This window comes from Agathobaculum massiliense (genome assembly GCF_900291975.1).
Lineage (GTDB): Bacteria > Bacillota > Clostridia > Oscillospirales > Butyricicoccaceae > Agathobaculum > Agathobaculum ammoniilyticum.
The window spans coordinates 398,159-421,948 of the sequence record NZ_OMPN01000001.1; the positions used below are offsets into that span (position 1 = coordinate 398,159).

Annotated in this window: 24 protein-coding genes and 1 pseudogene; 8 read left to right on the forward strand and 17 right to left on the reverse strand. The window is 58.5% G+C overall.

Annotation, left to right across the window (positions count from 1 at the left end; all coding sequences use genetic code 11):
- Positions 1 to 127 precede the first annotated feature (127 nt).
- Both dnaK and dnaJ read left to right on the forward strand, forming a co-directional pair.
- The gene (gene dnaK, locus DBQ51_RS01980) at positions 128 to 1,975 is read left to right on the forward strand and encodes a molecular chaperone DnaK (protein WP_054326233.1); all 1,848 of its coding nucleotides are present in this window, start codon (positions 128 to 130) and stop codon (positions 1,973 to 1,975) included.
- 75 nt (positions 1,976 to 2,050) lie between these two features.
- Entirely contained in the window at positions 2,051 to 3,199 is a 1,149-nt protein-coding gene (gene dnaJ, locus DBQ51_RS01985; protein ID WP_054326232.1) for a molecular chaperone DnaJ, read from the forward strand.
- Between the two features lie 89 nt (positions 3,200 to 3,288).
- Here dnaJ and DBQ51_RS01990 read toward each other — a convergent pair whose 3' ends face one another.
- The 5 genes from DBQ51_RS01990 to DBQ51_RS02010 all read right to left on the reverse strand — a co-directional run bounded on the left by DBQ51_RS01990 (position 3,289) and on the right by DBQ51_RS02010 (position 7,494).
- The gene (locus tag DBQ51_RS01990; protein WP_107630621.1) at positions 3,289 to 4,149 is read right to left on the reverse strand and encodes an NAD(P)-dependent oxidoreductase; all 861 of its coding nucleotides are present in this window, start codon (positions 4,147 to 4,149) and stop codon (positions 3,289 to 3,291) included.
- 57 nt (positions 4,150 to 4,206) lie between these two features.
- The gene (locus DBQ51_RS01995) at positions 4,207 to 5,574 is read right to left on the reverse strand and encodes a citrate/2-methylcitrate synthase (RefSeq protein WP_107630622.1); all 1,368 of its coding nucleotides are present in this window, start codon (positions 5,572 to 5,574) and stop codon (positions 4,207 to 4,209) included.
- Positions 5,575 to 5,712: 138 nt separating this feature from the next.
- Positions 5,713 to 6,219, reverse strand: coding sequence for a DUF6773 family protein (locus DBQ51_RS02000; protein WP_107630623.1), 507 nt, complete (start codon positions 6,217 to 6,219; stop codon positions 5,713 to 5,715).
- Positions 6,220 to 6,341: 122 nt separating this feature from the next.
- Entirely contained in the window at positions 6,342 to 6,539 is a 198-nt protein-coding gene (locus tag DBQ51_RS02005) for a helix-turn-helix transcriptional regulator (protein ID WP_054326229.1), read from the reverse strand.
- A gap of 103 nt (positions 6,540 to 6,642) precedes the next feature.
- Positions 6,643 to 7,494 (reverse strand): YihY/virulence factor BrkB family protein, encoded by an 852-nt coding sequence (locus DBQ51_RS02010; RefSeq protein WP_107630624.1) that lies wholly within the window; start codon positions 7,492 to 7,494, stop codon positions 6,643 to 6,645.
- Between the two features lie 131 nt (positions 7,495 to 7,625).
- Between DBQ51_RS02010 and DBQ51_RS02015 the strand changes: the two genes are divergently transcribed.
- On the forward strand, positions 7,626 to 8,144 hold the full coding sequence (locus tag DBQ51_RS02015; RefSeq protein ID WP_159068032.1) for an SLOG family protein: 519 nt from the start codon (positions 7,626 to 7,628) through the stop codon (positions 8,142 to 8,144).
- A 97-nt stretch (positions 8,145 to 8,241) separates the two neighbouring features.
- On the opposite strand, the gene DBQ51_RS02020 is transcribed toward DBQ51_RS02015, so the two are convergent.
- On the reverse strand, positions 8,242 to 9,309 hold the full coding sequence (locus DBQ51_RS02020; protein ID WP_107630626.1) for a branched-chain amino acid aminotransferase: 1,068 nt from the start codon (positions 9,307 to 9,309) through the stop codon (positions 8,242 to 8,244).
- A gap of 176 nt (positions 9,310 to 9,485) precedes the next feature.
- Between DBQ51_RS02020 and DBQ51_RS02025 the strand changes: the two genes are divergently transcribed.
- Positions 9,486 to 10,640 (forward strand): polysaccharide deacetylase family protein, encoded by a 1,155-nt coding sequence (locus DBQ51_RS02025; RefSeq protein ID WP_107630627.1) that lies wholly within the window; start codon positions 9,486 to 9,488, stop codon positions 10,638 to 10,640.
- A gap of 108 nt (positions 10,641 to 10,748) precedes the next feature.
- Here the strand turns inward: DBQ51_RS02025 and DBQ51_RS02030 are convergent.
- The 3 genes and pseudogenes from DBQ51_RS02030 to DBQ51_RS02040 all read right to left on the reverse strand — a co-directional run.
- Positions 10,749 to 11,240 (reverse strand): annotated as a pseudogene (locus DBQ51_RS02030) (sigma-70 family RNA polymerase sigma factor); the annotation flags it as partial.
- Between the two features lie 22 nt (positions 11,241 to 11,262).
- Complete coding sequence (locus DBQ51_RS02035; protein ID WP_107630628.1) at positions 11,263 to 12,639, reverse strand: recombinase family protein; 1,377 nt, start codon at positions 12,637 to 12,639, stop codon at positions 11,263 to 11,265.
- A complete protein-coding gene (locus DBQ51_RS02040) occupies positions 12,636 to 12,824 on the reverse strand; it encodes a hypothetical protein (protein ID WP_054326223.1) in 189 nt (62 codons plus the stop codon). Before DBQ51_RS02040 ends, DBQ51_RS02035 begins: the two co-directional genes overlap by 4 nt.
- Before the next feature lie 192 nt (positions 12,825 to 13,016).
- Here DBQ51_RS02040 and pta point away from each other — a divergent pair, with 192 nt between their 5' ends.
- Positions 13,017 to 13,991 (forward strand): phosphate acetyltransferase, encoded by a 975-nt coding sequence (gene pta, locus DBQ51_RS02045; protein ID WP_054326222.1) that lies wholly within the window; start codon positions 13,017 to 13,019, stop codon positions 13,989 to 13,991.
- 48 nt (positions 13,992 to 14,039) lie between these two features.
- On the opposite strand, the gene DBQ51_RS02050 is transcribed toward pta, so the two are convergent.
- Genes DBQ51_RS02050 through DBQ51_RS02065 form a run of 4 tightly spaced genes read right to left on the reverse strand, consistent with a single transcriptional unit; the run spans position 14,040 to position 17,084 of the window.
- On the reverse strand, positions 14,040 to 15,395 hold the full coding sequence (locus DBQ51_RS02050) for an AI-2E family transporter (RefSeq protein ID WP_159068033.1): 1,356 nt from the start codon (positions 15,393 to 15,395) through the stop codon (positions 14,040 to 14,042).
- A gap of 34 nt (positions 15,396 to 15,429) precedes the next feature.
- Entirely contained in the window at positions 15,430 to 15,732 is a 303-nt protein-coding gene (locus tag DBQ51_RS02055) for a hypothetical protein (protein ID WP_054326220.1), read from the reverse strand.
- A 36-nt stretch (positions 15,733 to 15,768) separates the two neighbouring features.
- Positions 15,769 to 16,386, reverse strand: a complete 618-nt coding sequence (locus tag DBQ51_RS02060; protein ID WP_107630630.1) for a 3'-5' exonuclease — start codon at positions 16,384 to 16,386, stop codon at positions 15,769 to 15,771.
- The gene (locus DBQ51_RS02065) at positions 16,383 to 17,084 is read right to left on the reverse strand and encodes a DUF2461 domain-containing protein (RefSeq protein ID WP_159068034.1); all 702 of its coding nucleotides are present in this window, start codon (positions 17,082 to 17,084) and stop codon (positions 16,383 to 16,385) included. The genes DBQ51_RS02060 and DBQ51_RS02065 overlap by 4 nt, the downstream gene beginning before the upstream one ends.
- 266 nt (positions 17,085 to 17,350) lie before the next feature.
- Here DBQ51_RS02065 and DBQ51_RS02070 point away from each other — a divergent pair, with 266 nt between their 5' ends.
- Positions 17,351 to 17,842 (forward strand): Lrp/AsnC family transcriptional regulator, encoded by a 492-nt coding sequence (locus tag DBQ51_RS02070; RefSeq protein ID WP_107630632.1) that lies wholly within the window; start codon positions 17,351 to 17,353, stop codon positions 17,840 to 17,842.
- A complete protein-coding gene (locus tag DBQ51_RS02075) occupies positions 17,836 to 19,005 on the forward strand; it encodes a pyridoxal phosphate-dependent aminotransferase (RefSeq protein WP_054326217.1) in 1,170 nt (389 codons plus the stop codon). The genes DBQ51_RS02070 and DBQ51_RS02075 overlap by 7 nt, the downstream gene beginning before the upstream one ends.
- 53 nt (positions 19,006 to 19,058) lie before the next feature.
- Here DBQ51_RS02075 and DBQ51_RS02080 read toward each other — a convergent pair whose 3' ends face one another.
- From DBQ51_RS02080 to DBQ51_RS02090, 3 genes are all read right to left on the reverse strand, one after another.
- Positions 19,059 to 20,681, reverse strand: coding sequence for a DUF6056 family protein (locus tag DBQ51_RS02080; RefSeq protein WP_159068035.1), 1,623 nt, complete (start codon positions 20,679 to 20,681; stop codon positions 19,059 to 19,061).
- On the reverse strand, positions 20,671 to 21,333 hold the full coding sequence (gene pyrE / locus DBQ51_RS02085) for an orotate phosphoribosyltransferase (protein WP_054326215.1): 663 nt from the start codon (positions 21,331 to 21,333) through the stop codon (positions 20,671 to 20,673). Before pyrE ends, DBQ51_RS02080 begins: the two co-directional genes overlap by 11 nt.
- Before the next feature lie 65 nt (positions 21,334 to 21,398).
- Positions 21,399 to 21,635 carry a hypothetical protein gene (locus DBQ51_RS02090; protein WP_107630634.1) on the reverse strand — a complete coding sequence of 79 codons (237 nt, stop codon included), beginning with the start codon at positions 21,633 to 21,635 and terminating at the stop codon, positions 21,399 to 21,401.
- A 92-nt stretch (positions 21,636 to 21,727) separates the two neighbouring features.
- Here DBQ51_RS02090 and DBQ51_RS02095 point away from each other — a divergent pair, with 92 nt between their 5' ends.
- Positions 21,728 to 21,946 (forward strand): helix-turn-helix domain-containing protein, encoded by a 219-nt coding sequence (locus DBQ51_RS02095; RefSeq protein WP_199855174.1) that lies wholly within the window; start codon positions 21,728 to 21,730, stop codon positions 21,944 to 21,946.
- A 43-nt stretch (positions 21,947 to 21,989) separates the two neighbouring features.
- Here DBQ51_RS02095 and ilvD read toward each other — a convergent pair whose 3' ends face one another.
- Entirely contained in the window at positions 21,990 to 23,654 is a 1,665-nt protein-coding gene (gene ilvD, locus DBQ51_RS02100) for a dihydroxy-acid dehydratase (RefSeq protein WP_054326213.1), read from the reverse strand.
- Positions 23,655 to 23,790: the final 136 nt, after the last annotated feature.

Sequence of the window (23,790 nt, forward strand, 5' to 3'; positions counted from 1 at the left end):
CGAGATACATGCTCTCGGATTTTATGGAACTTTCCGCTTGCGGAAAGTTCCTGATAAACGCGCGCGTCACCGCGCATCCCTGATACAGAGAAAACAATATCGAATCATATAAAGGAGTGCTATCAACATGGGCAAAATCATTGGTATCGACCTTGGTACAACAAATTCCTGCGTATCCGTTATGGAAGGCGGCGAGGCTGTCGTCATCCCCAACGCGGAAGGCGCGCGCACGACTCCGTCGGTAGTCGCGTTCTCCAAGGACGGCGAGCGTATGGTGGGCCAGGTGGCCAAGCGCCAGGCTGTGACCAACGCAGACCGCACGATTATTTCCATCAAGCGCCACATGGGCTCGGACTACCGCGTCAACATTGATGGCAAGCCCTATTCCCCGCAGGAGATCTCCGCAATGATCCTGCAAAAGCTCAAGGCGGACGCGGAAGCCTACCTCGGTCAGCCGGTGACCCAGGCGGTCATCACCGTGCCGGCGTACTTCTCCGACTCCCAGCGCCAGGCGACCAAGGACGCGGGCAAGATCGCGGGTCTTGAGGTTCTGCGCATCATCAACGAGCCGACCGCGGCTGCGCTGGCTTACGGTGTGGATAAGGAAGCCGAGCAGAAGATCATGGTCTACGACCTCGGCGGCGGCACGTTCGACGTTTCCATCCTCGACATCGGCGAGGGCGTGCTCGAAGTGCTGTCCACCGCGGGCGACACCCATCTCGGCGGCGACGACTTCGACCAGCGCATCATCGACTGGATGGTCGCGGAGTTCAAGAAATCCAACGGCATCGACCTGTCCGCCGACAGGATGGCCATGCAGCGCCTGAAGGAGGCGGCGGAAAAGGCTAAGATCGAGTTGTCCGGCATGGCGCAGACCTCGATCAACCAGCCGTATATCACCGCGGACGCGACCGGCCCGAAGCACCTCGAGCTGACGCTGACCCGCGCGAAGTTCAACGAGCTGACCGCCGACCTGGTCGAGCGCACCATGGGTCCGGTACGGCAGGCGATGAGCGATGCCGGCCTGTCTGCCTCCGACCTGTCCAAGGTATTGCTGGTGGGCGGCTCGACCCGCATTCCCGCCGTGCAGGAGGCTGTTAAGGGCATCACCGGCAAGGACGGCTTCAAGGGCATCAATCCGGACGAATGCGTCGCGATTGGCGCGTCCATCCAGGGCGGCGTGCTTGGCGGCGAGGTCAAGGACGTACTGCTGCTCGACGTCACCCCGCTGTCCCTCGGCATTGAGACGCTGGGCGGCGTATGCACCAAGCTGATTGACCGCAACACCACCATTCCCACCAAGAAGAGCCAGATCTTCTCCACCGCAGCCGACAATCAGCCGTCGGTTGAAATCCACGTCCTGCAGGGCGAGCGCGAGATGGCTGCGGGCAACAAGACGCTCGGCCGCTTCACGCTGGACGGTATCGCCCCGGCGCCGCGCGGTGTGCCGCAGATCGAGGTTACCTTTGATATCGATGCGAACGGCATCGTAAACGTATCCGCCAAGGACCTGGGTACAGGCAAGGAGCAGAAGATCACCATTACCGCGTCCACCAATCTCTCGCAGGACGAGATCGACAAGGCCATGCACGAGGCTGAGCAGTACGCGGAACAGGATAAGAAGAACAAGGAAGCGGTCGAGGTGCGCAACAACGCCGAGCAGCTTGTCTTCCAGTCCGAGAAAGCGCTGACCGACCTAGGCGATAAGCTGTCCGCCGATGAAAAGGCCGGCGTACAGGCCGAGATCGACAAGGTTAAGGAGGCGCTCAAGGGTACCGACACCGAGATGATTAAGATGGCGACCGATGGCCTGTCCAAGAGGTTCAGCGATCTGGCGGGTAAGATCTACCAGCAGCAGGCGCCGCAGGGTGACCCGAACATGGGCGGCCAGCCGGGCGCACAGTCCGGCCCGCAGGGCGATTTCGTCGACGCGGACTTCACCGAGGTCAAGGACGACGACGATAAGAACAAGTAATTCCATGCCGCGTGGGGCGGGACGGTCTCCGTTCCGCCCTGCGGCATGTCATTTTCCGTTATTTGAGGGAGCATAATGGCTGACAAAAGAGATTATTACGAGGTACTGGGCGTGCAAAAAGGCGCGAGTGAGGACGAGCTGAAAAAGGCTTACCGCCGCTTGGCCCGCAAGTACCACCCTGATCTGAACAAAGACAATCCCGATGCGGCCGACAAATTCAAAGAGGTCAACGAGGCCTATGAGGTCCTTTCCGACGCGGATAAACGCGCCAAGTATGACCAGTTCGGCTTCGCGGGCGTGGACCCGAGCTACGGAGGCAGCGCGGGAGCGGGCGGCTTCGGCGGGTTCGATATGGGCGACCTCGGCGACTTGTTCGGCTCGTTCTTCGGCGGCGGCTTTGGCGGTGGTCGCTCACAGCGCCGCAATGCGCCGCAGCGCGGCGAATCCATCCGGCAGACGGTCATCCTCTCGTTCGAGGAGGCTGCGTTCGGCTGCGAGAAGGAGATCTCGGTAAACCGCATCGAGTCCTGTGACGAATGCGGCGGCACGGGCGCGGCCAAGGGTACCAGCGCTGAAACCTGCCCGAACTGCCGCGGCACTGGCTCTGTGACCCAGACGCAGCGCACCCCGCTCGGTGTGTTCCAAACGCAAACCGCGTGTCCCAACTGCCGCGGCACCGGCAAGATCATCAAAAAACCCTGCGCCAAGTGTGGCGGCGCGGGCCGCGTGCGCAAAACGCGCAAGTTCAAGGTAAACATCCCTGCCGGTATCGACGAGGGACAGTCCATCCAGCAGCGCGGACAGGGCAACGCGGGTGTGAACGGCGGGCCGGCGGGCGACCTGTTTGTGACCGTGTCCATCCGTCCGCATCCCATCTTTACCCGCGAGGGGCAGGATGTGTACGTCGAGATCCCGATTTCGTTCGCGCAGGCGGCGCTGGGCGACACGCTTCAGGTGCCGACGATCGACGGGCGCGTGGAATATAAGGTGCCGGAAGGGACGCAGACCGGCACCGTGTTCCGTATGAAAGGCAAGGGTATCCAGAACGTCAGCGGCCGTGGCCGCGGCGATCAGTATGTCCGCGTGAATATCGAAGTGCCGAAAAATCTGTCCGAAAAGCAGAAAAAGCTGCTGCGCGAATTTGAAGAATCCGCGACCGATGAAAATCAGAGCAAGCGCAAGGGCTTCTGGGATAAGGTAAAGGACGCGTTCAGCGAAAAATAACCGACCAGCGCAGGTTGTTCTGGTCGGGTCAGGTTTCCGTGCCCCGCGCGGGAAACGGAAAAGAGGGCCGCAGGAGCGGCCCTCTTTTTTCAGCTTTCGCGGTAATGCCGGATCAATGCCTGTGTGCCAAGGTCACCCATGCCTTCCGCTTCCAGATCGCCGTACATGGCGCAGACGCGCTCCAACACCGGCAGCGCGGGTCCGCCCTGCGATTGGGCAATCTTCATATCCTTGATAAAATGCTTGAGGAAAAACCCCGGCGCATAATCCTCTTTTACCATCTTTGGCATCAGGTTCTCCATCTGCCACGAGCCGGCCGCCCCCTTGGAAATGCTGGCGAGCAGCTTATCCGGCTCCAGCCCCGCGTGTTCTGCATAGGCGAGCGCTTCGCACACGCCGGCGATCGTCCCCGAAATCGCAATCTGGTTGGCCATCTTGGTATGCTGTCCCGCGCCGGCCGGACCTTCATAAACGACCTGCTTTCCCATCGCTTCAAACAGCGGCAGGCACGCCTTGTAATCCGCTTCCGCCCCACCAACCATGATGGACAGCGTGCCGTTTTTCGCCCCTGTGTCGCCGCCGGAAACCGGCGCATCCAGCACGCGCAGCCCGCGCTGCTTCCCCTCCTGGGAAATCCGAACCGCAAGCTTCGGATCGGTCGTGGTCATATCGATCAGATAGGCGCCGGCCTTCGCCGCCGCCAGAATGCCCTCCCCGCCGAAATAGACCTGCTCCACATCCTTCGGATAGCCTACCATCGTAATAACCGCATCGCGCCCTTTCGCGCATTCCGCAACGCTGTCGCACCAGCGCACTTCATTTTCGGCAAGGAAATCCGTAAGCTTTGCCTTGGTGCGCGAATAAACCGCGACCTCGTAACCTGCACCCAGCAGGTTGCGCACCATGGAGCGCCCCATTACGCCCACGCCAATAAACCCAACTGTTTTCATCATTTTTCCTCCTTGCGTATATGTGTCTAAAGCGCGGACCGGAATCCGCGCTTTTTCTTACCGTTCCCCAAGGGGGGTATATCCGATTTCCGGTTGTACACAGCGGTAGGCAGGTCGGATAATCTTGTCCGTATTAATCAGCTCTTCCAGCCGGTGCGCGCTCCAGCCGACGATACGCGCCATGGCAAATACAGGCGTGTAAAGCTCTGGCGGAAGCCCCAGCATGGAATACACAAAGCCGGAATAAAAATCCACATTGGCGGAAACGCCTTTGTAAATCTGCCGCTCTTTTGCAATAACCTTGGGTGCCAGCCGCGCAACCGTAGAATAGAGGGCGAAATCCTCATCCCTGCCCTTTTCCTTGGCCAACTGCCCGACGAACGACTTGAACACCTGCGCGCGCGGGTCGGAGATCGAATACACGGCATGCCCCAGGCCATAAATCAGCCCCTTGCGGTCAAACACCTCGCGCCGCAGCAGCTTATCCAGATAATCGGCCACCTGCTCGTCGTCATGGGCATCGGAAACGTTGCGCTTGAGGTCCTCGAACATCTGCACAACCTTATAATTGGCGCCGCCATGCTTAGGCCCTTTCAGCGAGCCGAGCGCCGCCGCGATCGCCGAATAGGTATCCGTTCCCGAAGAGGTGACCACATGCGTGGTAAAGGACGAATTATTACCGCCGCCGTGCTCCATATGCAGCACAAGCGCCAGATCCAGCACACTCGCTTCCAGCGGCGTGTACTGCATGTCCGGACGCAGCATGCGCAAGAAATTGGATGCCGTGGAAAGGCTGTCCGAGGGGTAATGGATGTACATACTGCCGCCGCACTCATAGTGATTATAGGCGTGATAGGAATATACCGCGAGCATAGGAAACACGGAAATCAGCATCAGGCATTGGCGCAGCACGTTCGGCAGGCTGATATCATCCGCATAATTGTCGTAGGAAGCCAGCGTCAGCACGCTGCGCGACAGGCTGTTCATCATATCATGCGGCGGCGCTTTCATGATAACATCGCGTGTGAAATTGGTCGGCAGCGTGCGTCCCTGGGCAAGCAGACCCTTGAAGTCGGCAAGCTGGCCCGCGTCCGGCAGCTTGCCGAACAACAGCAGGTAGGCGACCTCCTCGTAGCCTTTGCGCCCCTCCTTCATGAAGCCCTGCACCAGATCATTTATGTTGATGCCCCGGTAGTACAGTTCCCCTTCGCAGGGTACCGTTTCTCCATTGACCTCTTTTTGCGATATGATGTCCGAAATATTGGTCAGCCCTGCCAGTACGCCCTTCCCGCTCAAGTCGCGCAGGCCGCGCTTCACGTCATATTGCTTGTACAGCGCGGGATCGATCCGGCTGTTTGTCCGGCATATCTCCGCCAGCGCCTCCACGCGCGGTGTCACCTCTAAAATGTTGTGGTCTGCCGTCATCTTGTGTCCTCCCCTTTCCAATACATACTACCCGATGTATATATTGTATATGGAAAATCGCAAGCCTGCAACGACATTTCGGTAACAGAGTGTGAAAATTCTGTGAATTTTTACTATAGCAGCATCATAAAGCACCGCTCACTCCTCTTCCGTTCCGACGCGGCGCCGCTTTGCATATCGGAACGAAGCGTAAGTAAGCAGCAGCACCAATACCGTAGTCAGCGGCACCGTTAACAGCAGTTGCGCAGCAAACACCAGAAGAATAGCCGGCACCCCCATCCCTACCCAGACTGCGCCGGTCGCACATTGGAGTACACAGACTACGACGGAGGCTGCCACTCCCGCCAGCGCCCCCTGCACCAAGTAGTGCTTCCACGGATAACAGTCCGCTTCGGCAAACGCGTTGTCATCCATCATGCCTTTGCGCGCCATCAGTACTATGCAAAAGAGCTGTGCCAGCATCACGACAGCAAATTCCACCAAGTTGACCGCTCCGCCTATCGTTTCGTTCTGTACGCTTATCCCCAGCGCCTGCAGCACCAGATCAGCCAAAATACCAGCCGTCAGGAAATAAAACCCAACTTTATAGATCCGGTTGATCTCCGCAACCACCCGTTCATCTTTTGCTTTGCGAATCAGCTTCATCTTTTCCACCTCCGTATCACAAACTTAAGACGGCTTTTACGATCACAGCCGCCCAAGCCATTCCATTTCCCTGCCGCGCTCGTCCAGCAGTCCCCATCATCCATTGTTTTCTCTGCTCCATCTCAGTTTTCCTCCCAAAATAATTGATCGAGCGTCTTATCCAGCGCCCTGCAGATGGCAATACACAGGTTGAGCGTCGGGTTATAGCCGCCCGCCTCGATCAAACCAATGGTTTGTCGCGTTACACCGACCAGTTCTGCCAGTTCTGCCTGAGACAGATCCTTTTCCACCCGAGCGAGTTTGAGTTTTTTATTTTTCATGCGCTACCCCTCTTTTGCTTTCTTAATTATACGATATATTTTTTATAATGTCAATTATATATTGCATTTTGACAAATAAAAAAGGAGGCGAGTAAACCTCCTTTTATTGAAAATGCTTCTCGGCCTCCATGCGGTACAGCCGCATAATGACTAACGTATGGTTGAGCTGCGGCCCCATCAGCAGGATCATGCTGACGATATACAACCAAAGCATCAAAACGATGATTGCGCCGAGCGAGCCGTACAGCACGGAATAATTGGCCATGTTATCCACATAAAACGAAAACGCCCACGATACCAGCAGCCAAGCGACCAAGGAAAACAGCGCCCCCGGCCATACCTCCTGAAATTTCAGATGAAGGTTGGGGACCACACGGTTGAACAGCATGAGGAATACAAAAATAAACGCAATCATCACCCAAAAGCTCGCGTCATGTGTCAAATCCAGCGCCGCCTGCGGCACTGGCATCAGCCGCGGCAGGATGCGGATGATCGTCCGTCCCGCAACCGCCAGAATAAAGCTGCAAACGACCGATACCAGAAAGCCCGCCGTAATGCCGAACGAGATCAGCACATCGCGCAGGACGCCGCGCTGTACCTCGACATGGTAGATGTCATTGACCGTGCGCATCATGGAGCGGACCGCGCGGGACAAAAAATACAAGGTCAGCACAATGCCGATCAGCATGGGACTGAACGAGGGGGAGTTGGAAAGCTGCGCCAGATAGGAGGTGATCAACTGCTGCAGGCTCTTGGGCAGCAGCTCCAGCACGGGCTGTATGCTCTCGATCGAAATATCGAGCTGTGCCAGAACCGAGTTGACAAACATCAGCAGCGGGAACATGGAAAACAACAGGAAATACGACAGCTCCGCCGCCGCCTGCGGGATCCCGTCCGAAAAAAAACGGTAAACCATCCGTTTTATCAGGTATGCCAGCCGGTTTTTCCCATTCACGACCCCATCCCCCTTTCCTCTAAGGTACTTCTATTGTACCAGCTTTTTTCTGATTTTCAACTTGCGTTTTGGCGGCATCCGGTGTATACTGTCCATAATCAGAACATTTGTTCTCGTCGGAGGGGATGTCCATGGATAGCCTGCGCGGAGAAACCTGTTGTTTTTCCGGATATCGAATCGAAAAAATGCCGTTTCGGACGGACGATTCCCCGGCCGCCAGCGCCTTACGGGAGGCGCTTGACCGGGCAATCCGCCATGCCGCCGGCCAGGGCTATACCCGCTTTCTGTCCGGTATGTCCACCGGTTTTGACCTCTGGGCCGCGGAAGCCGTGCTTCGGACGCGCGCGCAGCTTCCGGTGCAGCTTTTATGCGCGGTCCCGTTTGACGGGCAGGCGTCCCGCTATGCAGCGGAATGGAAGCGCCGGTTCAATCGTTGCCTGCTCGCGGCGGACGGGGTATACTCCCTGTCACGGGAGTATCATACCGGCTGCTATGCCGCACGCAACCAGTTCATGGTGGACGCGGCCTCCCTGCTGATCTGCTTCTTTGACGGACAGCCCGGCGGCACCGCGCAGACCGTGCGCATGGCGCGGCAGCGGGGCCTGCGCATCGTCAACCTTGCGGAACGGCAGCTCTCTCTGCTGGATTGACCGGCGCACGCCGCGCGGACCATGTTTGCTGTAGCACGGCCGTTAAAAAGAGGCTCGGAAATGATTCCGAGCCTCTTTTCACAAATTTATCCTGCGATCAATCAACCTTGACCGTCCAGCCCAGCTCATCCGGCATGGTACCCCACTGGATGCCGGTCAGAGTATTGTACAGCTTATGGGTGATCTCGCCGATCTCACCGTTGTTGATATAGGCAACGTCGCCCTCGTAGCGCAGTTCGCCGACCGGAGAAATGACCGCCGCCGTACCAGTGCCGAACACCTCTTCCAGCTTCCCGTCCTTGGAGGCCTGCATCACGTCCGCGATCGGCAGGCGCTCCTCAGACACCGGAACGCCCCAGTGCTTGAGAAGATCGATGCAGCTCATACGGGTAACGCCCGGCAGGACCGTACCCATACAGGGCGCGGTGTAGACCGTGCCGCCAATCTTGAAGAAGCAGTTCATCGATCCCACTTCCTCCACATATTTATGCTCCACACCGTCCAGCCACAGTGTCTGCTCATAGCCAAGCTCATGCGCCTTTACCTGCGAGATCAGGCTGGCCGCATAGTTGCCGCCGCACTTGGTAAAACCCGTGCCGCCCGGGCAGGCGCGGGTATATTCATCCTCCACAAAGATCTTGACCGGATTGATACCTGTCGAATAATACGCGCCGACCGGCGAACAGATGATGATGAACTGGTGCGTTCTGGACGGGCGCACGCCAAGGTGCGGCTCAGTCGCGATCACGAATGGGCGGATATACAGGCTGGTACCTTCCGCATGCGGCACCCAATCCTTTTCAACCGAAACAATTTCCTTAACCGCCTGCACAAAATCCTCCACCGGCAGGCTCGGCAGGCACATGCGGTGATTGGTGTTAATCATGCGCTGCGCATTTTTGTCCGGCCGGAACAGTTGGATCGAACCATCGGGCGTGCGGTAGGCTTTCATGCCCTCGAACGACTCCATCGCGTAATGCAGGACCATGGCTGCAGGATCGATCTGAAGCGGCTCATACGGTACGATGCGCGCGTCGTGCCAGCCCTGCTCCTCATCGTGGTCGATGATCAGCATGTGATCGGTATAATAGACGCCGAAGCCGAGGCTGTTTTCATCCGGCTTGGACTTTTTGTTGGCTGTGAGCTGTTTTTTGATCTGCAGCATGGTGGATTCACTCTTTCTATTTGTTTTTTCTTTTATTATAGCACTTTGCCAAGATAAAGCAAGGCGTTTTTCGATACAAAGGGTGACAAACCCGCCGTGTTTTGATATAATAAGTTCGTATGAATTGCTGAAAGGGGTGACCGCGCATCAAACAGAAATGGAAAAAGCTGCTCAGTGTGCTGCTGTGCGCGGCGCTGGTCCTGTTTACTTGCCCCGTCCCCGCCCGCGCGCTTACGCTGACCGCGGTCAATGATACGCTTCTGCCGCTTGACGACGGCACCATGCCCGCGCGTCTCGGCGGCGAGCTGTATGTGCCGTACAGCGTCTTCACCATGCTTGGCGTTTCCGCTTCGCAGGAGGGCGGCGTGCTGAGTCTCTCTGCAAACGGGGAAACGCTCAGCTTCTCCCCCGACGAGGGATATGTATACGACCAGAACCTGAACAGCTATTCTCCCCCTGCATACCATCGGAACGGAACGGTTTATGTGCCGGTCAAGCTGTGCTGCGGCAAATTCGGCCTGAGCTATTCCACGCTGTCCTTTTCCGGTGAAACCGTACTGCGCGTGACCGACGGTTCGGCGCAAAGCGACTCCTCGTTCACCTCCTCCAATGCAGATTCGATCCAAAGCGCAATCAATACATACAAGGGCGTCACGCCGTCCACTCCATCGGACGGCAGCGGCCAAACGACCGAGCAGCCGGCCGAGCCTCCCATCCCACCGGTTGAAGAAAAACCGACGCAGAAGCCCGCGCGGGTTTACCTGACTTTCTATGGCGCGCCGACCACCAACACCCCCGCCGTGCTGGACGCGCTCCACAGCGCCGGCCGCCTGGCAACGTTTTTCCTTCCCGTGGATGCGTCCACCTGGACGGACGACACCGTGCGCCGCATCGTTGCGGAGGGGCATACCCCCGCACTGCTGCTGAACGCTTCCCCCCAGACCGCGCCCGCCGACCTGGTTGCCAGCCTGACCGCTGCAAACGAGCGTCTGACGCTGCTCACCGGCGTATCCACGCGCATCGTTTCCAACGATACGGGCTGCGTCAAATTGACACAGGCACAGCGCGACGCCCTGATCGGCGCCGGCTACCGGCTGTGGGACTCCACCTTTGACAGCGGGGACGCCACCCAGTCCGCGGCAAGGGCATACGCCACCACCGCCCAGAACTTTGTCTCAACGACTGCGACCGTCGTGGTCCGCCTGCATCACAGCGCCTCCACAGCGCAGACCGTGCGCTCGCTTTCCGCCTATATGTCGAGACAGGGCATCCCCTCGTCCCGCGTCATACTGAGCGCCACACCGATCAACAGCACTTCCGATACCCGATAGCTACCTGCGTATCTGTCATGCAAAACACGGCACAGCTTAAAGCTGTGCCGTGTTCTTTTCCTACCGGACGCCGCTTTGGAACCGCGGCGCGCCTTCCCATCGTTTTTGCTAGATCTGCTTCCTAATGTGGTCAAGCGCTCCCTTTTCCAGACGGGATACCTGCGCCTGCGAAATGTGGATCTCCTCCGCCACCTCCATCTGCGTCCGCCCCTCGAAAAAGCGCAGCCGGATGATGCGTTTCTCCCGCTCACTCAGGCTGTCGATCGCTTCGCGCAGCGCGATGCGGGCGAGCCAGTTCTCATCGGTATTTTTATTGTCTCCCACCTGGTCCATCACACATACCGTGTCCGCGCCGTCATGAAAAACCGGCTCAAACAGGGACACCGGATCAAGAATCGCGTCAAGCGCGAATACCACCTCCTCCTTGGGTACGTCCATCGCCTTGGCCAGCTCCACGATATCCGGCTCGCGCTGGTGCTCGCGCATGAAGGCTTCCTTGGCCTGCAACGCCTTATAGGCGGTATCCCGAAGGCTGCGGGATACCCGCAGCGCGCTGTTGTCCCGCAGGTAGCGCCGGATTTCCCCTATAATCATCGGCATGAACGTACAAAGGAGAAAACAGCTATCCCGCTACCGTTCCGTATCCGCTGGCGCCCTCAATGGCATAATATATTTCGACCTTGCCGTTTTGCAGCACGATCTTTTCCACGCAGGCGCGTATCAGCGCCTGCCGCTCCTCACCGGCCAGGCTGTCCCAACAGGCGCCGATGGTATATAACGCCCGCCGCGCTTCCTCATCCTCCCGCCGCTGCTCCTGCCGCTGCGCGGCGGAAAGCGCCTGCTCGGCCCGTTCCCGCTCTTTTTTGACGCGCTCGATCGATTCGCGCAGCGTATCGTCCTCCGCGTCGGCATACAGCTCGTACAGGCGGCGCAGCTTGCGCTGGACCCGCTCCAGCGTCCGGCGGCACTCTGCCGCATCCCCCTGCCGTTGGCGTGGCACCGACGGCTGCGCGGACAGCCTCGCCAGATCGCGTATGACAATCGCCTCCACCTCGCGCGCCATCACCCCCCGATTCGGACAGGCGGCATCATGCACCAGATGGGGCTTGGACTTATCCCGTGAGTAGCAGACCAGCTTATCCCCCGCGTTGCCCCATTTCTGATAGCGCATTTTAGCGCCGCAGTGTCCGCAGACCAGTAGGCCGGCCAGCAGCTTGCCCGCCCCCGCAGCGCGCGGCCGGTTGGGGCGGTGCAGCCGGCGCTGCGCTCGCGCAAAGGTTTCGCGGTCAATAAGCGGCTCATGCCGCCCCGCGTAGCGCTCGCCTTTATAGACGATCACGCCTGTGTTGCTCTCCCGATCCAATATCTGCCGCACCAGATGCTCGTATTTCAGCCCCAACTCGCGCGCGATGCGTCCGGCCGACTGGCCCTCCAGATACCGCGCGTAGATCTCACGTACGGTATCCGCATCGCTGTTGGGAACCAGGATGCCCTTCCCCGCGTCGTAATCATATCCAAACGGTATTTTGCCGCCGCCCGGCCAGAAGCCCTGCTTGACGCGCTCGACCATGCCCATACGGGTGCGCAGAAAGATGTTCTCTCGTTCGAGCTGAGCAAATGCGGACAGAATACCGATCATCGCGCGCCCATACGGACTGCCGGTATCAATATTTTCATTGATCGATACAAAGTCCACCCCATGTGGCAGAAAAACGTCCTCAATCAGGTAAAGCGTGTCTTTCTGGCTTCGGCTCAGGCGGTCAAGCTTGTAGACAACGACGCGCTCGACCGCGCCGGCGCGGATTTCCTCCACCAACTCGGTAACGGCCGGCCGTGTCAGGTTTGAGCCGGAAAAACCGCCGTCCACATACCGACGGAAGCGGGTGATCCCTTTCATCCGGCAGTACGCTTCCAGTTTTTCGGCCTGCGCCGCGAGCGAGTATCCTTCGTCCGCCTGTGCTTCGGTCGATACGCGCAGATATAATGCGGTGTGTTTCATGAAATATCCTTTCCAAGACCGCGTTCCTCCGCTTCCAGTATAGCAGAGGGCGGCGGCTCCGGCAACGGAAGTTCCTGCCGGAAGCGCGCCTCGCGCAGCAGCATGCCGATCCCTTCCTGGTCAAGCAGCAGCGGCGGCAGCACACCGTGAAGCCGCTTCCCGTTCAAATAACGCACCACGCGCATGCGGACCACCTCCTTTCCCCTTTATTCTGCCCAGGTTTGCCCTTTTGCAACCGTTCGGACGCTCTTCCAAACCGCTCCACAAAGTAACCAAAATATACCCAAAATAACACTTGTAGAAGTATCAGCATTGGGTGTATAATGAGGTATCGGAACTGTTTGACAGACGAACAAAAATTTAGAGGAGAATGCATCATGTTTGAAAATCTGATTGCCACGCTCAAGGCCGACAAGCGTAAAATCGTATTCACCGAGGGGCCGGACCCCCGCATTCTGGAAGCCGCCTCCCGCCTGAAGAAAGACGGCCTGCTGGATTCTATCCTGGTCGGCAATGTGGACGAAGTCAAGTCCGCCGCTGCCGCAGGCGGTTTTGACATCGAGGGCATGGAAATCATCGACCCTGCGGCTTATCCGGAAATGGACGCGATGGTCGCCAGGATGGTCGAGCTGCGCAAGGGCAAGATGACCGAGGAGCAGTGCCGCGCAGCGCTTTCCAAGGGCAATTATTTCGGCACCATGCTGGTCAAGCTGGGCAAGGCAGACGCCCTGCTCGGCGGCGCTACTTATTCGACTGCGGACACCGTCCGCCCCGCTCTGCAGATCATCAAGACCAAGCCGGGCAACAAGATCGTATCCTCCTGCTTCATCCTGCGCCGCGACGGCAAGGATGGCGGCGACGAGTTGTACGCGATGGGCGACTGCGCGATCAATATCAATCCGAGCGAGGACGATCTGATGGAAATCGCCATTGAAACTGCAAAAACCGCCAAGGCGTTCGGTATCGACCCCAAGGTGGCCATGCTATCCTACTCGACCAAAGGCTCCGGCAAGGGCGAAACGGTTGATATGATGAAGAATGCAACCGAAAAAACTAAAGCGGCTGCGCCTGATCTCGCGGTAGACGGCGAGCTGCAGTTCGACGCCGCGTTCTCCCCTGTCGTTGCGGCGACCAAGTGCAAGGGCTCTCCGGTTGCCGGCCAGGCCAACACCTTTATTTTCCCTGATATCAACGCGGGCAACATTGGCTACAAAATCGCCCAGCGTCTGGGCGGCTTCGAGGCCTACGGCCCGATTCTGCAGGGTCTGAACGCGCCGATCAACGATCTGTCCCGCGGCTGTAACGCGGATGAGGTCTATCAGATGGCGATCATCACCGCCGGCCTGAAATAACCCGACACCGCACGGCAAACATCAAGCAAAAAAGGACTGACCAGCCGGTCAGTCCTTTTCGTTTTCCTTTTGCGCCTGCGCACGCGCTTTCTGTGCGGCTTCCCGCCGCTCCTTTGCGCTGACCGGCGGGGCCTCCTCCCTGATCTCGACAAACGCCCGCGTTTCCGGATCGAGACGTTTTGGCCCACGGTAAGCATTGGTGTCAACCGAAAGGCCGCGTTTTCTCAACAGGTTATTGACCGCCTCGGTCGCCATCGTATACAGTACGGCGAACAGCGGCACGCCGACCGCCATCCCCACAAAGCCGAACACACCGCCGAACACAAGGATCGCAAACATGACCCAGAAGCTCGACAGGCCAGTGGAATTGCCCAGTATTTTCGGCCCCAGGATATTCCCGTCAAACTGCTGGAGCGCCAGGATGAACAGCACAAAATATACCGCCTGCACCGGACTGATGACCATGATCAGGATGGTACTCGGCACCGCCCCGATAAACGGGCCAAAAAACGGGATGATATTGGTCACGCCGATAATGACCGAAATCAGGAGCGCATACGACTGGTCCATCGTCATCAGCCCGAAACCCATCAGGATGCGCAGCCCAGCAAAGCACAGCAGGCCGATGATGAGCGAATCAATCAGCTTGCCGGTGATGAACCCGCCGAATACACGGTGGATATAAGCAACACGCTTGATGATACGGTTGGCACGCTGGATGGAAAACAGGCTGTACAGCGTCTTTTTAGCCTGCGCGCAAAAGGTATCCTTGCTGTTGAGGATATAAAGCGCGATGATAATGCCGATCAGCAGGTCGAACAGGACGGAAACCGTCGTTACAACGCCGGTCATCAGCGCGACTAGCTGCGGCAGCGCGCTGTTCTGCACCCAGTCGACGACCTGTGTGGAGAACTGCTCATACAACTGTAGAAAATTCCGTTCGATCACCGGATTGTCTTTCAGCAGCGACGCGACCCAAGTTGATATCTCGTCCAGATAGGTATCCATGGATTCCAGCAGGGAGAACACGCTTACGATCAGCTGCGGCAGCACCATCCACAGCAGCACGCCCACGACCGCAAGACCAATCAGCAGGGACAGGATGCTGCAAAGCCCCTTGGCGATCTGCGTCCCCCGTTTCATCCGCTGCGCCAGCTTGGGCTGCAGCACGCGGTACAGACCGTTGAATACCGGCATCAGAAGGTATGCCATCACAAAGCCGTAGATAAACGGGCTCAGAATGCCGAGCAGCTTTTTGATCATGCGCCAGATGATCGGCAGCCAGCCTAGAAAATAAAAAACAAGCACACTGGAAACGATCACGCAGAACGCCGTTAAGCCCCACTGGAAATAGTGGGGCTGATTCTGCGCTTCCGTCCTATGATGTTCTGTTGGTTCCTGCACGGACACGCTCCTCTCCTATCCTTCCGGCCGCTGGTTATTCTTCATCATCAAAGAAAATACGCCAGAACAAGTACATCCAGGTCGCAGCAAACGCGACGAACAAGACACCCCGAAACTTTTTGAAGAACTTTGCAAAGCAGGCACCGAGCCACAGCCCGAACGACAGCATGCAGATCTTGAATACCGCGAAATCAAACATCGAGAACCCCTGCGCCTTGGACACCGCGTGGTCCGTCCAACGGGCCGCACAGTCGCGCGCATCGTTCGCATAGCCAAGCACCTGATTGGCGCGGCTGCGCAACGCCTCACGGTCGATGGAATCCAGATAATTTTTCATAGCTTTTCTCTCCTTTTGACAAATATGTGAAACCGGTCACACCGTATTTTCGATTCGTATATCCTTTGCGATGCTGCAGGGCGTCGTCCCCATGGACGAGATCCGGCCCAGCCGCATCCCGATCTTCGCCGCGAGCGCATCCGCGTCCGTGCTCCCCGTTTCCTGCAGCGCCGCCTGCAGAATCCAGCCGGCCGCCCGTGCATCCGAGCATGCCTCGTGATGATTCAGCTCAATACCGAGCGCTGCGGATACCGTATCCAGTTTATGATTTTTCAGCGCCGGCCATACGCGCCGGGCCACCTTTACCGTACAGATATAGCGGCACTCCGGCGCCGACAGCTGGTAATGGCTCAGGCATGCGCACAGCACCGCCGTATCAAACATCGCGTTATGGCAGACCAGAACACTACCCTCCGCCTCCTGCGCCACTGTGTTCCAAACCATATCAAACGCCGGCGCGTCTGCCACCATGCGTTCCTTGATATGGTTGACCCTGACATTGCCCCAGTGGAACTTCCCAACGCAAGCGGGCGGCTTGATAAGCGATACCTGCTCACGGATCAGGCTGCGATCCTCAAACACCGCCACGCCAAGCGCGCAGGCGCTGAGCGGGGAAGCGTTTCCTGTTTCAAAATCGAGCGCAACATACCTCATTCGAGCGCCTCCCGCGGTGCGGCGCCCGCTCTTTCCTTTGCTGCGAGCAGGAAACGGTACAGCGGCGCGAGCCGGCGCATGGTATCCACCATCGGCCCGACAAACGCCCCGTCCAACACGGGGGAGAAGTCGTTTGTTTCCCGAAAGTCCACACCAATCTCTTTCCGGTTCAACCAGGTCTGGTAGGCGGGCTTTGCATCCGGAAATTTCGGACGCTTATACAATTCCCCATCCAGCCGCACCTGCGGGCAGGCGCGGACCGCTTCATACGCCTCCAGAAACAGCTTATCCTCTTTCAGAATCATCTCACGCAGCGCCTCCATCTCGCCTTTCCCCCAAGCGCCCCAGCAGCCAAAGCCCCAGAACTCCGGATGAATTTCGAAATAATAGCACGGCACGGACTCATGCTCCCGACGCGGGCGGCGGAAAAACATCCACATATTCGCGCGGTAAAGCGTCTTATCCTTGGTATAGCGGGTATCGCGCCGTACACGCGATACCATGCGCGAGGGCGTGACCACAAACAGCGGGTCGATCTCCAGCATGGCTGGGGTCATCTCCGCGATCAATTCATGAAATGGCTGGATCGCCAGCCGTTTGATCTCTTCTTTATGCGATTCGTAAAATTCTCTGCTGTTTTGCAGACGGTTGAGCTGCAGCAGGTCGATGCCCGCGGCAGGAAAGCCTGTGAATGCCATGGAAAAGGGTACCACCTTTCTGCTTATCATTGTACCGCGTTTTACCGGTTTCCGCAACAGTATTTTGCAGACTTATCCCGCGTATGCCGCAAAATATTGTAGTCTGCAGCAGGCGGCGCTATCATCTTGCCCTGCCCCGCCGCTCCCCTCCTTGTTCCGGCCGTCTGCCCGGCTTTCCCGCCCTGGGCTGTGTACACACAGTGGACAAGCCGCCGGATTGGTGCTATAATAAACCCAATCTTTATCTGAAACAGGAGGGCGTTATCATGGAAAACCCTGAAAAATTGCTGGATCTGCTCAGCCAGGACGCACGCCTGACGCCGGCGCAGCTTGCCGCCATGACAGGCGCGACCGAAGCAGAGGTCGTTGACGCGGTCCGCACCTTTGAAAAAAACGATACCATTCTTGGTTATAAAACCGTTATCGACTGGGACAAGACCTCCAAGGAAAGCGTCACTGCATTGATTGAGGTCAAAATTACGCCGGAAAAAGGCATGGGCTTCGACGAGATCGCCCGCCAGATCTATTCCCATCATCAGGTAGAAAGCGTTTACCTGATGTCGGGCGGCTTCGATCTGACGGTCATCATCAAGGACCGCACCATGCGCGAGGTTGCGCGCTTTGTCTCCGAGCAGCTCGCGCCGATGGAAAACGTCCTGTCCACCGGCACGCATTTCATCCTCAAGAAATACAAGGACTACGGTGTAGAATTCGACCCCTCCGATCGCGATAAAAGAGAGGTCATGATGGCATGGTAGATTACGAGCAGCTGCTCTCCGACCGTGTCAAGATCGTAAAGCCCTCCGGCATCCGCCGCTTTTTTGACGCAGCGGCAGCCATGCCGGATGCGATCTCGCTCGGCGTCGGAGAGCCGGATTTCGAGACCCCGTGGCAGATTCGCCGCGCGGGCATTCAGTCCCTGGAAAAGGGACAGACGTTCTACACCTCCAACTGGGGCCTTGCCGAGCTGCGCAGCCAGATCGCGGGGTTGGCCCGCCGCAAATATCAGCTCTGCTATGACGCGGACAAGGAGATCCTCGTTACAGTCGGCGGTTCGGAGGCGATCGACAACGCCATCCGCGCGCTGGTCAACCCCGGCGACGAGGTACTCATCCCCGAGCCCAGCTTCGTCTGCTATACCCCGCTGACCCAGATGGCTGGCGGCACCCCTGTCCCCCTGCCGACGCTGGCGAAGGACCAGTTCAAGCTGACACCCGACCGCCTGCGCGCGGCAATCACGCCGCGCACCAAGCTGCTGATCCTGCCGTATCCCAATAACCCAACCGGCGCGATCATGACGCGGGACGAACTGGAGGCCGTCGCCGCCGTGCTACGCGACACCAATATCATCGTCATTTCGGATGAGATTTACTGCAGCCTGACCTACGGCGCCGCGCCGCACGTCTGCTTTGCCGAGCTGGACGGGATGCGCGAGCGCACCATCGTTGTGGACGGCTTCTCCAAATCCTATGCGATGACCGGCTGGCGCCTTGGCTGGGCGATGGGTCCCAAGGAGCTGATGCGGCACATCTGCAAAATCCATCAGTTCGGCATCATGTCCGCGCCGACCACGGCGCAGTTCGCCGGCATCGAAGCCATCCGAACCGGCGAGGACGATATCGAACGCATGCGCACGCAGTATGACATCCGCCGCCGCTACCTGTTGGGCGAGCTGCGCTCGATGGGGCTGACGTGCTTTGAGCCGCAGGGGGCGTTCTATGCGTTCCCTTCCATCGCCTCGACCGGCCTCTCCTCCGAGGCATTCTGCGAACGTCTGCTTCATGAGCAGCAGGTCGCCGTTGTACCCGGCAGCGCGTTCGGCAAAAGCGGCGATGGGCATGTTCGCATCTCCTATTCCTATTCCATGAACCATCTGCGCGAGGCCTGCTTCCGCATGCGGAAATTCCTGCAGTCTTTATAATTCCCATCTGCGCACAGAAAACGGACCGCCCTTTTGGGGCAGTCCGTTTTGCGTTATTCCCATATCAACTCTACCTCGCGCGGCAGGCCGTAATATTCTTTATAATACGCGTCATAGTAATCGTTGTGATAAGGCATAGCCCAGCCGTACAGGTCGTTCGCAAACCGATGCTGCGTCAGGCGATCGCTGCCATCATAGGCGGCGATCGCAAGGCGGTTCGCCGCATCGACCGCAGCATTTGCCCGATACCCGTCATGCTGACCCTTGAGCGTCGTCCACGCGCAGAACAACAAAGGCACGCAGCACAGCGCCACGCATACGGCCCGCGCGGGAAAATACCGGCACAACAGCCACAGCAGCGCGGCCGCGGCCACAACAGCCGCCGCCCACCCCTGTCCCCAGTGCCAGGCAAGGATGGAGCCCGCGCCCAGCAGGTACAGATACGGCGCTTCCCGCATCAGGCAGGCGGTAAGCAGCAAAAGCATCACCGCGCCGCACAGCATAGTGCGCGGCCCGACCGTGGGCGACACCAGCATCATCACCTGCGAACCGACTCCCAATATCAGGGCGAACAACGGCGTCCACTCCTGTTCCATCGCGGAGCGGACGGAAATATAGAACGCGCACAACAGATAGCCTCCCAACACCGCCAGCGCATAGGCCGCGACGCGGGCAGGCACCTCGGGACTGTTCCACAGCAACTCCGGCACCTGTTCCGGCAACCAGAACCACACGGAAAACGAAATGACCGACAGCACGGCGAACACACCGTCCGGCACGCTCCGGCGGCGCGCCGCACGCAGCAGCAGCCACAGCGGTATCGCGGTGAGCATCAGGAAGTGGATAGGGAAAAGCGTATCCCCAAACAGAAAGGTCTGCCGCAGCTGCAGGACGTTATACTTCACCACAGCCAGTGTGCCGCCCTCAACCGGCGGCGGCGTGATAGACGCGCGGTAGGCGACCGACGGGGCAAGCAGAATGCTCGCCGCGCCTGCGGCCGAAAGCAACAGCGGCCACAGCGCCTTTTTCGGGAACCCCTGCCTGCGGACGAGCCAATGCTCCCCAACCAGCAGCACGGTCAGCCCGACCGCCATCATGCTGGCCTGCTCGACCGTCAGACCCGCGAGCGCCCCGAACACTGCCGTAGGCAGCCATCCCCTCCTGCCGGAAAGCGCATCGCGCAACAGCACCCAATATTCCAGGAAGAGCGCCAGCGGCAGAACATAGTTCATCGCGCCGGTAATCCAGTACACGCTCTGCCTTGTCAGCACGGCAGGCAGCAAGAAGATGCCGCACGCGCACAGCACCGCGACGGCGATCGTCCGCCTCCAGCCGTCCGCCGTAAGCCGCGTCAGGTTGAGCGCGATCGTGCCGAGTAAGGCCGCGATAAACACCCGCGCAAATGCGACGCGCCCGTCCGAACCCAGCAGGACCGCGTCCAGCAGGTGAACAAGGTTACGCCCGTTGGCCGTCTGATAATGCTGCACGATACGCGCCAGAAGCTCCCCCGCGTCCAGCCGGCCCCACCGGCCGTAAAACAGGTCGTCCCCCATCGGCACAACGTACTGCAGCACCGCATAGCAGCCGGCTGTCACCAGCAGGAACACGCCCAGATAGATCCAGGGCAGATATTTTCTGTTTTGTTCCGCTTCCAATCCCATGGATTTAGAATACACAATACTGCGCCATATATGCGTCCATCAACGGCAGCAGGTGCGCGTATTCCTGCTTATCCGCCAGATATTCGCGGATATCCTGCACAGTGACGAGCGCATGCACCTTGATGCCGAACTCCTCGCCAACTTCCATGACCGCGGTCTTGCCCGGGGTCGTGCCGACCTCGCAGCGGTTGACCGAAATGAACATATCGGTCACCTTCACATCCGCGCAGCCTTTCAGCACCGGCATGGTTTCGCGGATCGCGGTGCCTGCGGTAATTACGTCCTCAATGATAATGACGCGGTCCCCGTCCTGCGGCTTGTAGCCGACGATGCTGCCGCCCTCGCCGTGGTCCTTTGCCTCCTTGCGGTTGAAGAAAAAGGGCTTATCAATCCCGTAATTGCGGGCAAGCGCGCCGGAAACCGAGGTCGCCAGCGGGATGCCCTTGTACGCAGGGCCGAACATCGCGTCGAAATCGCCGCCGACCGTCTCCTTGACGAGCGCCGCGTAAAACTCGCCCAGGCGGGAATTCTGTAGCCCTGTCTTATAGTTACCGGTGTTGACGAAATACGGCGTTTTACGGCCGGACTTAGTGGTAAAATCACCGAAGCGAAGCACGTCCGCGCTCATCATGAATTCGATAAATTCCTTCTTGGAAGCTGTCAGCATATTATCATACCGTCCTTTTTTTGGTCTGCTTCCATTATACCAGATTTATACGCCCCCCACAAGGTTTACCGGAAAAGCTGCTCCTCGGCGAGCAAAAGGCCGCATTTCAGGCCAAGGGCAAAGCTCTGCTCCTGATACTGTGTCAAAAGCGCCATCAGGTCGTTCTGAAACTGCTTTTTCTTCCGTCCGCCCTTTTCCGCCCAGCGGTCTACCTGACGGTAAACGCGGTCCTCGACCTCGGTTTCGTGATAGTTAAGACCGCTTATGACTGCGTCGTACAGCAGCGTTGTTATGGATTCCATATGTATCACCTCTTACGCTTATATTACCGAGATTCTCGTTAAAAGTCAATACCGAGTTTCTCGTTAATATATAATAACTTTGAGGTGATGATATGATTTTTCAACACTTGCGCGATTTACGCGAGGACAATAATCTTACACAAACACAGGTTGCCGAAATCCTGCATATTAAGCAAACGACATACAGCGGCTATGAAAGCGGAGCACATCGCATCCCAATTGATGCTTTGATCGCATTAGCCGATTTTTACCATACCTCCATCGATTATATCGTGGGCCGCACCAACAATCCCGCCCCGCCGAAAAAATAGCATACTAAAAGCCCCGAAACCACCGGTTTCGGGGCTTTTCCTGTTATCGCAGCACCGCGCCCTGGTCGGCGGAGCTGACCATGCGGGAGTAGCGGTAGAGCCAGCCGGACTTGATGTTCGGCTCGCGCGGGACGAACTTCGCACGGCGCGCTTCCAGCTCCTCATCGGATACCTTGACGTTGACCTTGCTGTTCGGAATGTCGATGGCGATGGTATCGCCCTCCTGAATGAGCGCGATCTCTCCGCCCGCCGCCGCTTCCGGCGACACATGGCCGATGGACGCGCCGCGGGACGCGCCGGAGAAGCGGCCGTCCGTAATCAGCGCGCAGTCCCTGTCAAGCTGCATGCCCGCCAGCGCAGAGGTCGGATTGAGCATCTCGCGCATGCCGGGGCCGCCCTTCGGGCCTTCGTAGCGGATAACGACCACATCGCCCTTTTGGATCTTACCCGCGTAAATGGCCTGGATCGCGTCGTCCTCGGAATCGAACACGCGCGCAGGGCCTTCATGCACCATCATCTCGGGCGCGACTGCGGAGCGCTTGACCACGCAGCCATTTTTGGCAATATTGCCCCACAAAACGGCAATACCGCCGGTTTCGGAATACGGGCTTTCCAGCGGACGCACGACCTCGGGGTTCTTGTTCACGACGCCCTCGAGGTTCTCACCCACTGTCCTGCCGGTCGCGGTGATGAGCGACAGGTCGAGCAGGCCGCGTTTGGTCAGCTCTTTCATGATAGCCGGCACACCGCCCGCCATATACAGCTCCTCGATGTGGTGCGGGCCTGCGGGCGCAAGGTGGCAGATGTTCGGCACCTTGGCGGACAGCTCATTGAGCGTGGCCAGGTCGAGCGGCACGCCCGCCTCGTTCGCCAGCGCGAGCAGGTGCAGCACCGAGTTGGTCGAGCAGCCGATCGCCATTTCACAGGTCAGCGCATTGCGGAACGCCGCCGGCGTCAGGATGTCGCGCGGCTTGATGTCACGGCGCAGCAGCTCCATGACCTGCATGCCGGCGTGCTTGGCCAGATGGATGCGCGCCGCATGCACAGCTGGGATGGTACCGTTGCCGGGCAGCGCCATGCCGATGGCTTCGGACAGGCAGTTCATCGAGTTGGCCGTGTACATGCCCGAGCATGAGCCGCAGCCCGGGCATGAGCCGCACTCGCATTCCATGAGCTTTTCGTCGTCGATCAGGCCGGCCTTGTACGCGCCGACCGTTTCAAAGGTCTTGGAGAGTGAAATCTCCTCCCCGTTGTAATGGCCGGCGAGCATCGGCCCGCCGGATACAATGATAGACGGGATATTGAGCCGCGCCGCGGCCATCAGCATACCGGGTACGATCTTGTCGCAGTTGGGGATCAGCACGAGCGCGTCGAACTGGTGCGCCTGCGCCAACGTCTCCACGCTGTCCGCGATCAGCTCGCGGCTGGGTAGCGAATACTTCATGCCGATGTGGCCCATCGCAATACCATCGCACACGCCGATCGCCGGAACGAGTACAGGTGTGCCACCCGCGATACGGACGCCCGCCTTGGCGGCATCCGCGATTTTGTCAAGATTGATATGGCCGGGGATGATTTCGCTGTATGCGGAAACAATGCCGATGATCGGCTTGTTCATCTCCTCTTCGGTCAGGCCGCAGGCGCGTAGCAGCGAACGGTTTGGCATACGCTCTGCACCCGCGGTGATGTTGTCGCTTCTTTTGGACATGGGGGCTTCCTCCTTTTTGCAACACAGGCGGGCGGAAGCCCGCCCGCCTGTGCGCATTCAGCTTTTCACGCGCCCTCGGCGCGCATGTAACAGAAAAACAATGCCTGACTTTTTACACAAGAGCTGTAAAAAGCTT

What these genes read in the sequence shown, in the direction of transcription:
- dnaK (WP_054326233.1), top strand. Translation starts at nt 128, where the DNA reads ATGGGCAAAATCATTGGTATCGACCTTGGTACAACAAATTCCTGCGTA.
- dnaJ (WP_054326232.1), top strand. Translation starts at nt 2,051, where the DNA reads ATGGCTGACAAAAGAGATTATTACGAGGTACTGGGCGTGCAAAAAGGC.
- DBQ51_RS01990 (WP_107630621.1), bottom strand. Translation starts at nt 4,149, where the DNA reads ATGAAAACAGTTGGGTTTATTGGCGTGGGCGTAATGGGGCGCTCCATG.
- DBQ51_RS01995 (WP_107630622.1), bottom strand. Translation starts at nt 5,574, where the DNA reads ATGACGGCAGACCACAACATTTTAGAGGTGACACCGCGCGTGGAGGCG.
- DBQ51_RS02000 (WP_107630623.1), bottom strand. Translation starts at nt 6,219, where the DNA reads ATGAAGCTGATTCGCAAAGCAAAAGATGAACGGGTGGTTGCGGAGATC.
- DBQ51_RS02005 (WP_054326229.1), bottom strand. Translation starts at nt 6,539, where the DNA reads ATGAAAAATAAAAAACTCAAACTCGCTCGGGTGGAAAAGGATCTGTCT.
- DBQ51_RS02015 (WP_159068032.1), top strand. Translation starts at nt 7,626, where the DNA reads ATGGATAGCCTGCGCGGAGAAACCTGTTGTTTTTCCGGATATCGAATC.
- DBQ51_RS02020 (WP_107630626.1), bottom strand. Translation starts at nt 9,309, where the DNA reads ATGCTGCAGATCAAAAAACAGCTCACAGCCAACAAAAAGTCCAAGCCG.
- DBQ51_RS02035 (WP_107630628.1), bottom strand. Translation starts at nt 12,639, where the DNA reads ATGAAACACACCGCATTATATCTGCGCGTATCGACCGAAGCACAGGCG.
- DBQ51_RS02040 (WP_054326223.1), bottom strand. Translation starts at nt 12,824, where the DNA reads ATGCGCGTGGTGCGTTATTTGAACGGGAAGCGGCTTCACGGTGTGCTG.
- pta (WP_054326222.1), top strand. Translation starts at nt 13,017, where the DNA reads ATGTTTGAAAATCTGATTGCCACGCTCAAGGCCGACAAGCGTAAAATC.
- DBQ51_RS02055 (WP_054326220.1), bottom strand. Translation starts at nt 15,732, where the DNA reads ATGAAAAATTATCTGGATTCCATCGACCGTGAGGCGTTGCGCAGCCGC.
- DBQ51_RS02060 (WP_107630630.1), bottom strand. Translation starts at nt 16,386, where the DNA reads ATGAGGTATGTTGCGCTCGATTTTGAAACAGGAAACGCTTCCCCGCTC.
- DBQ51_RS02065 (WP_159068034.1), bottom strand. Translation starts at nt 17,084, where the DNA reads ATGGCATTCACAGGCTTTCCTGCCGCGGGCATCGACCTGCTGCAGCTC.
- DBQ51_RS02070 (WP_107630632.1), top strand. Translation starts at nt 17,351, where the DNA reads ATGGAAAACCCTGAAAAATTGCTGGATCTGCTCAGCCAGGACGCACGC.
- DBQ51_RS02075 (WP_054326217.1), top strand. Translation starts at nt 17,836, where the DNA reads ATGGTAGATTACGAGCAGCTGCTCTCCGACCGTGTCAAGATCGTAAAG.
- pyrE (WP_054326215.1), bottom strand. Translation starts at nt 21,333, where the DNA reads ATGCTGACAGCTTCCAAGAAGGAATTTATCGAATTCATGATGAGCGCG.
- DBQ51_RS02090 (WP_107630634.1), bottom strand. Translation starts at nt 21,635, where the DNA reads ATGGAATCCATAACAACGCTGCTGTACGACGCAGTCATAAGCGGTCTT.
- DBQ51_RS02095 (WP_199855174.1), top strand. Translation starts at nt 21,728, where the DNA reads ATGATTTTTCAACACTTGCGCGATTTACGCGAGGACAATAATCTTACA.
- ilvD (WP_054326213.1), bottom strand. Translation starts at nt 23,654, where the DNA reads ATGTCCAAAAGAAGCGACAACATCACCGCGGGTGCAGAGCGTATGCCA.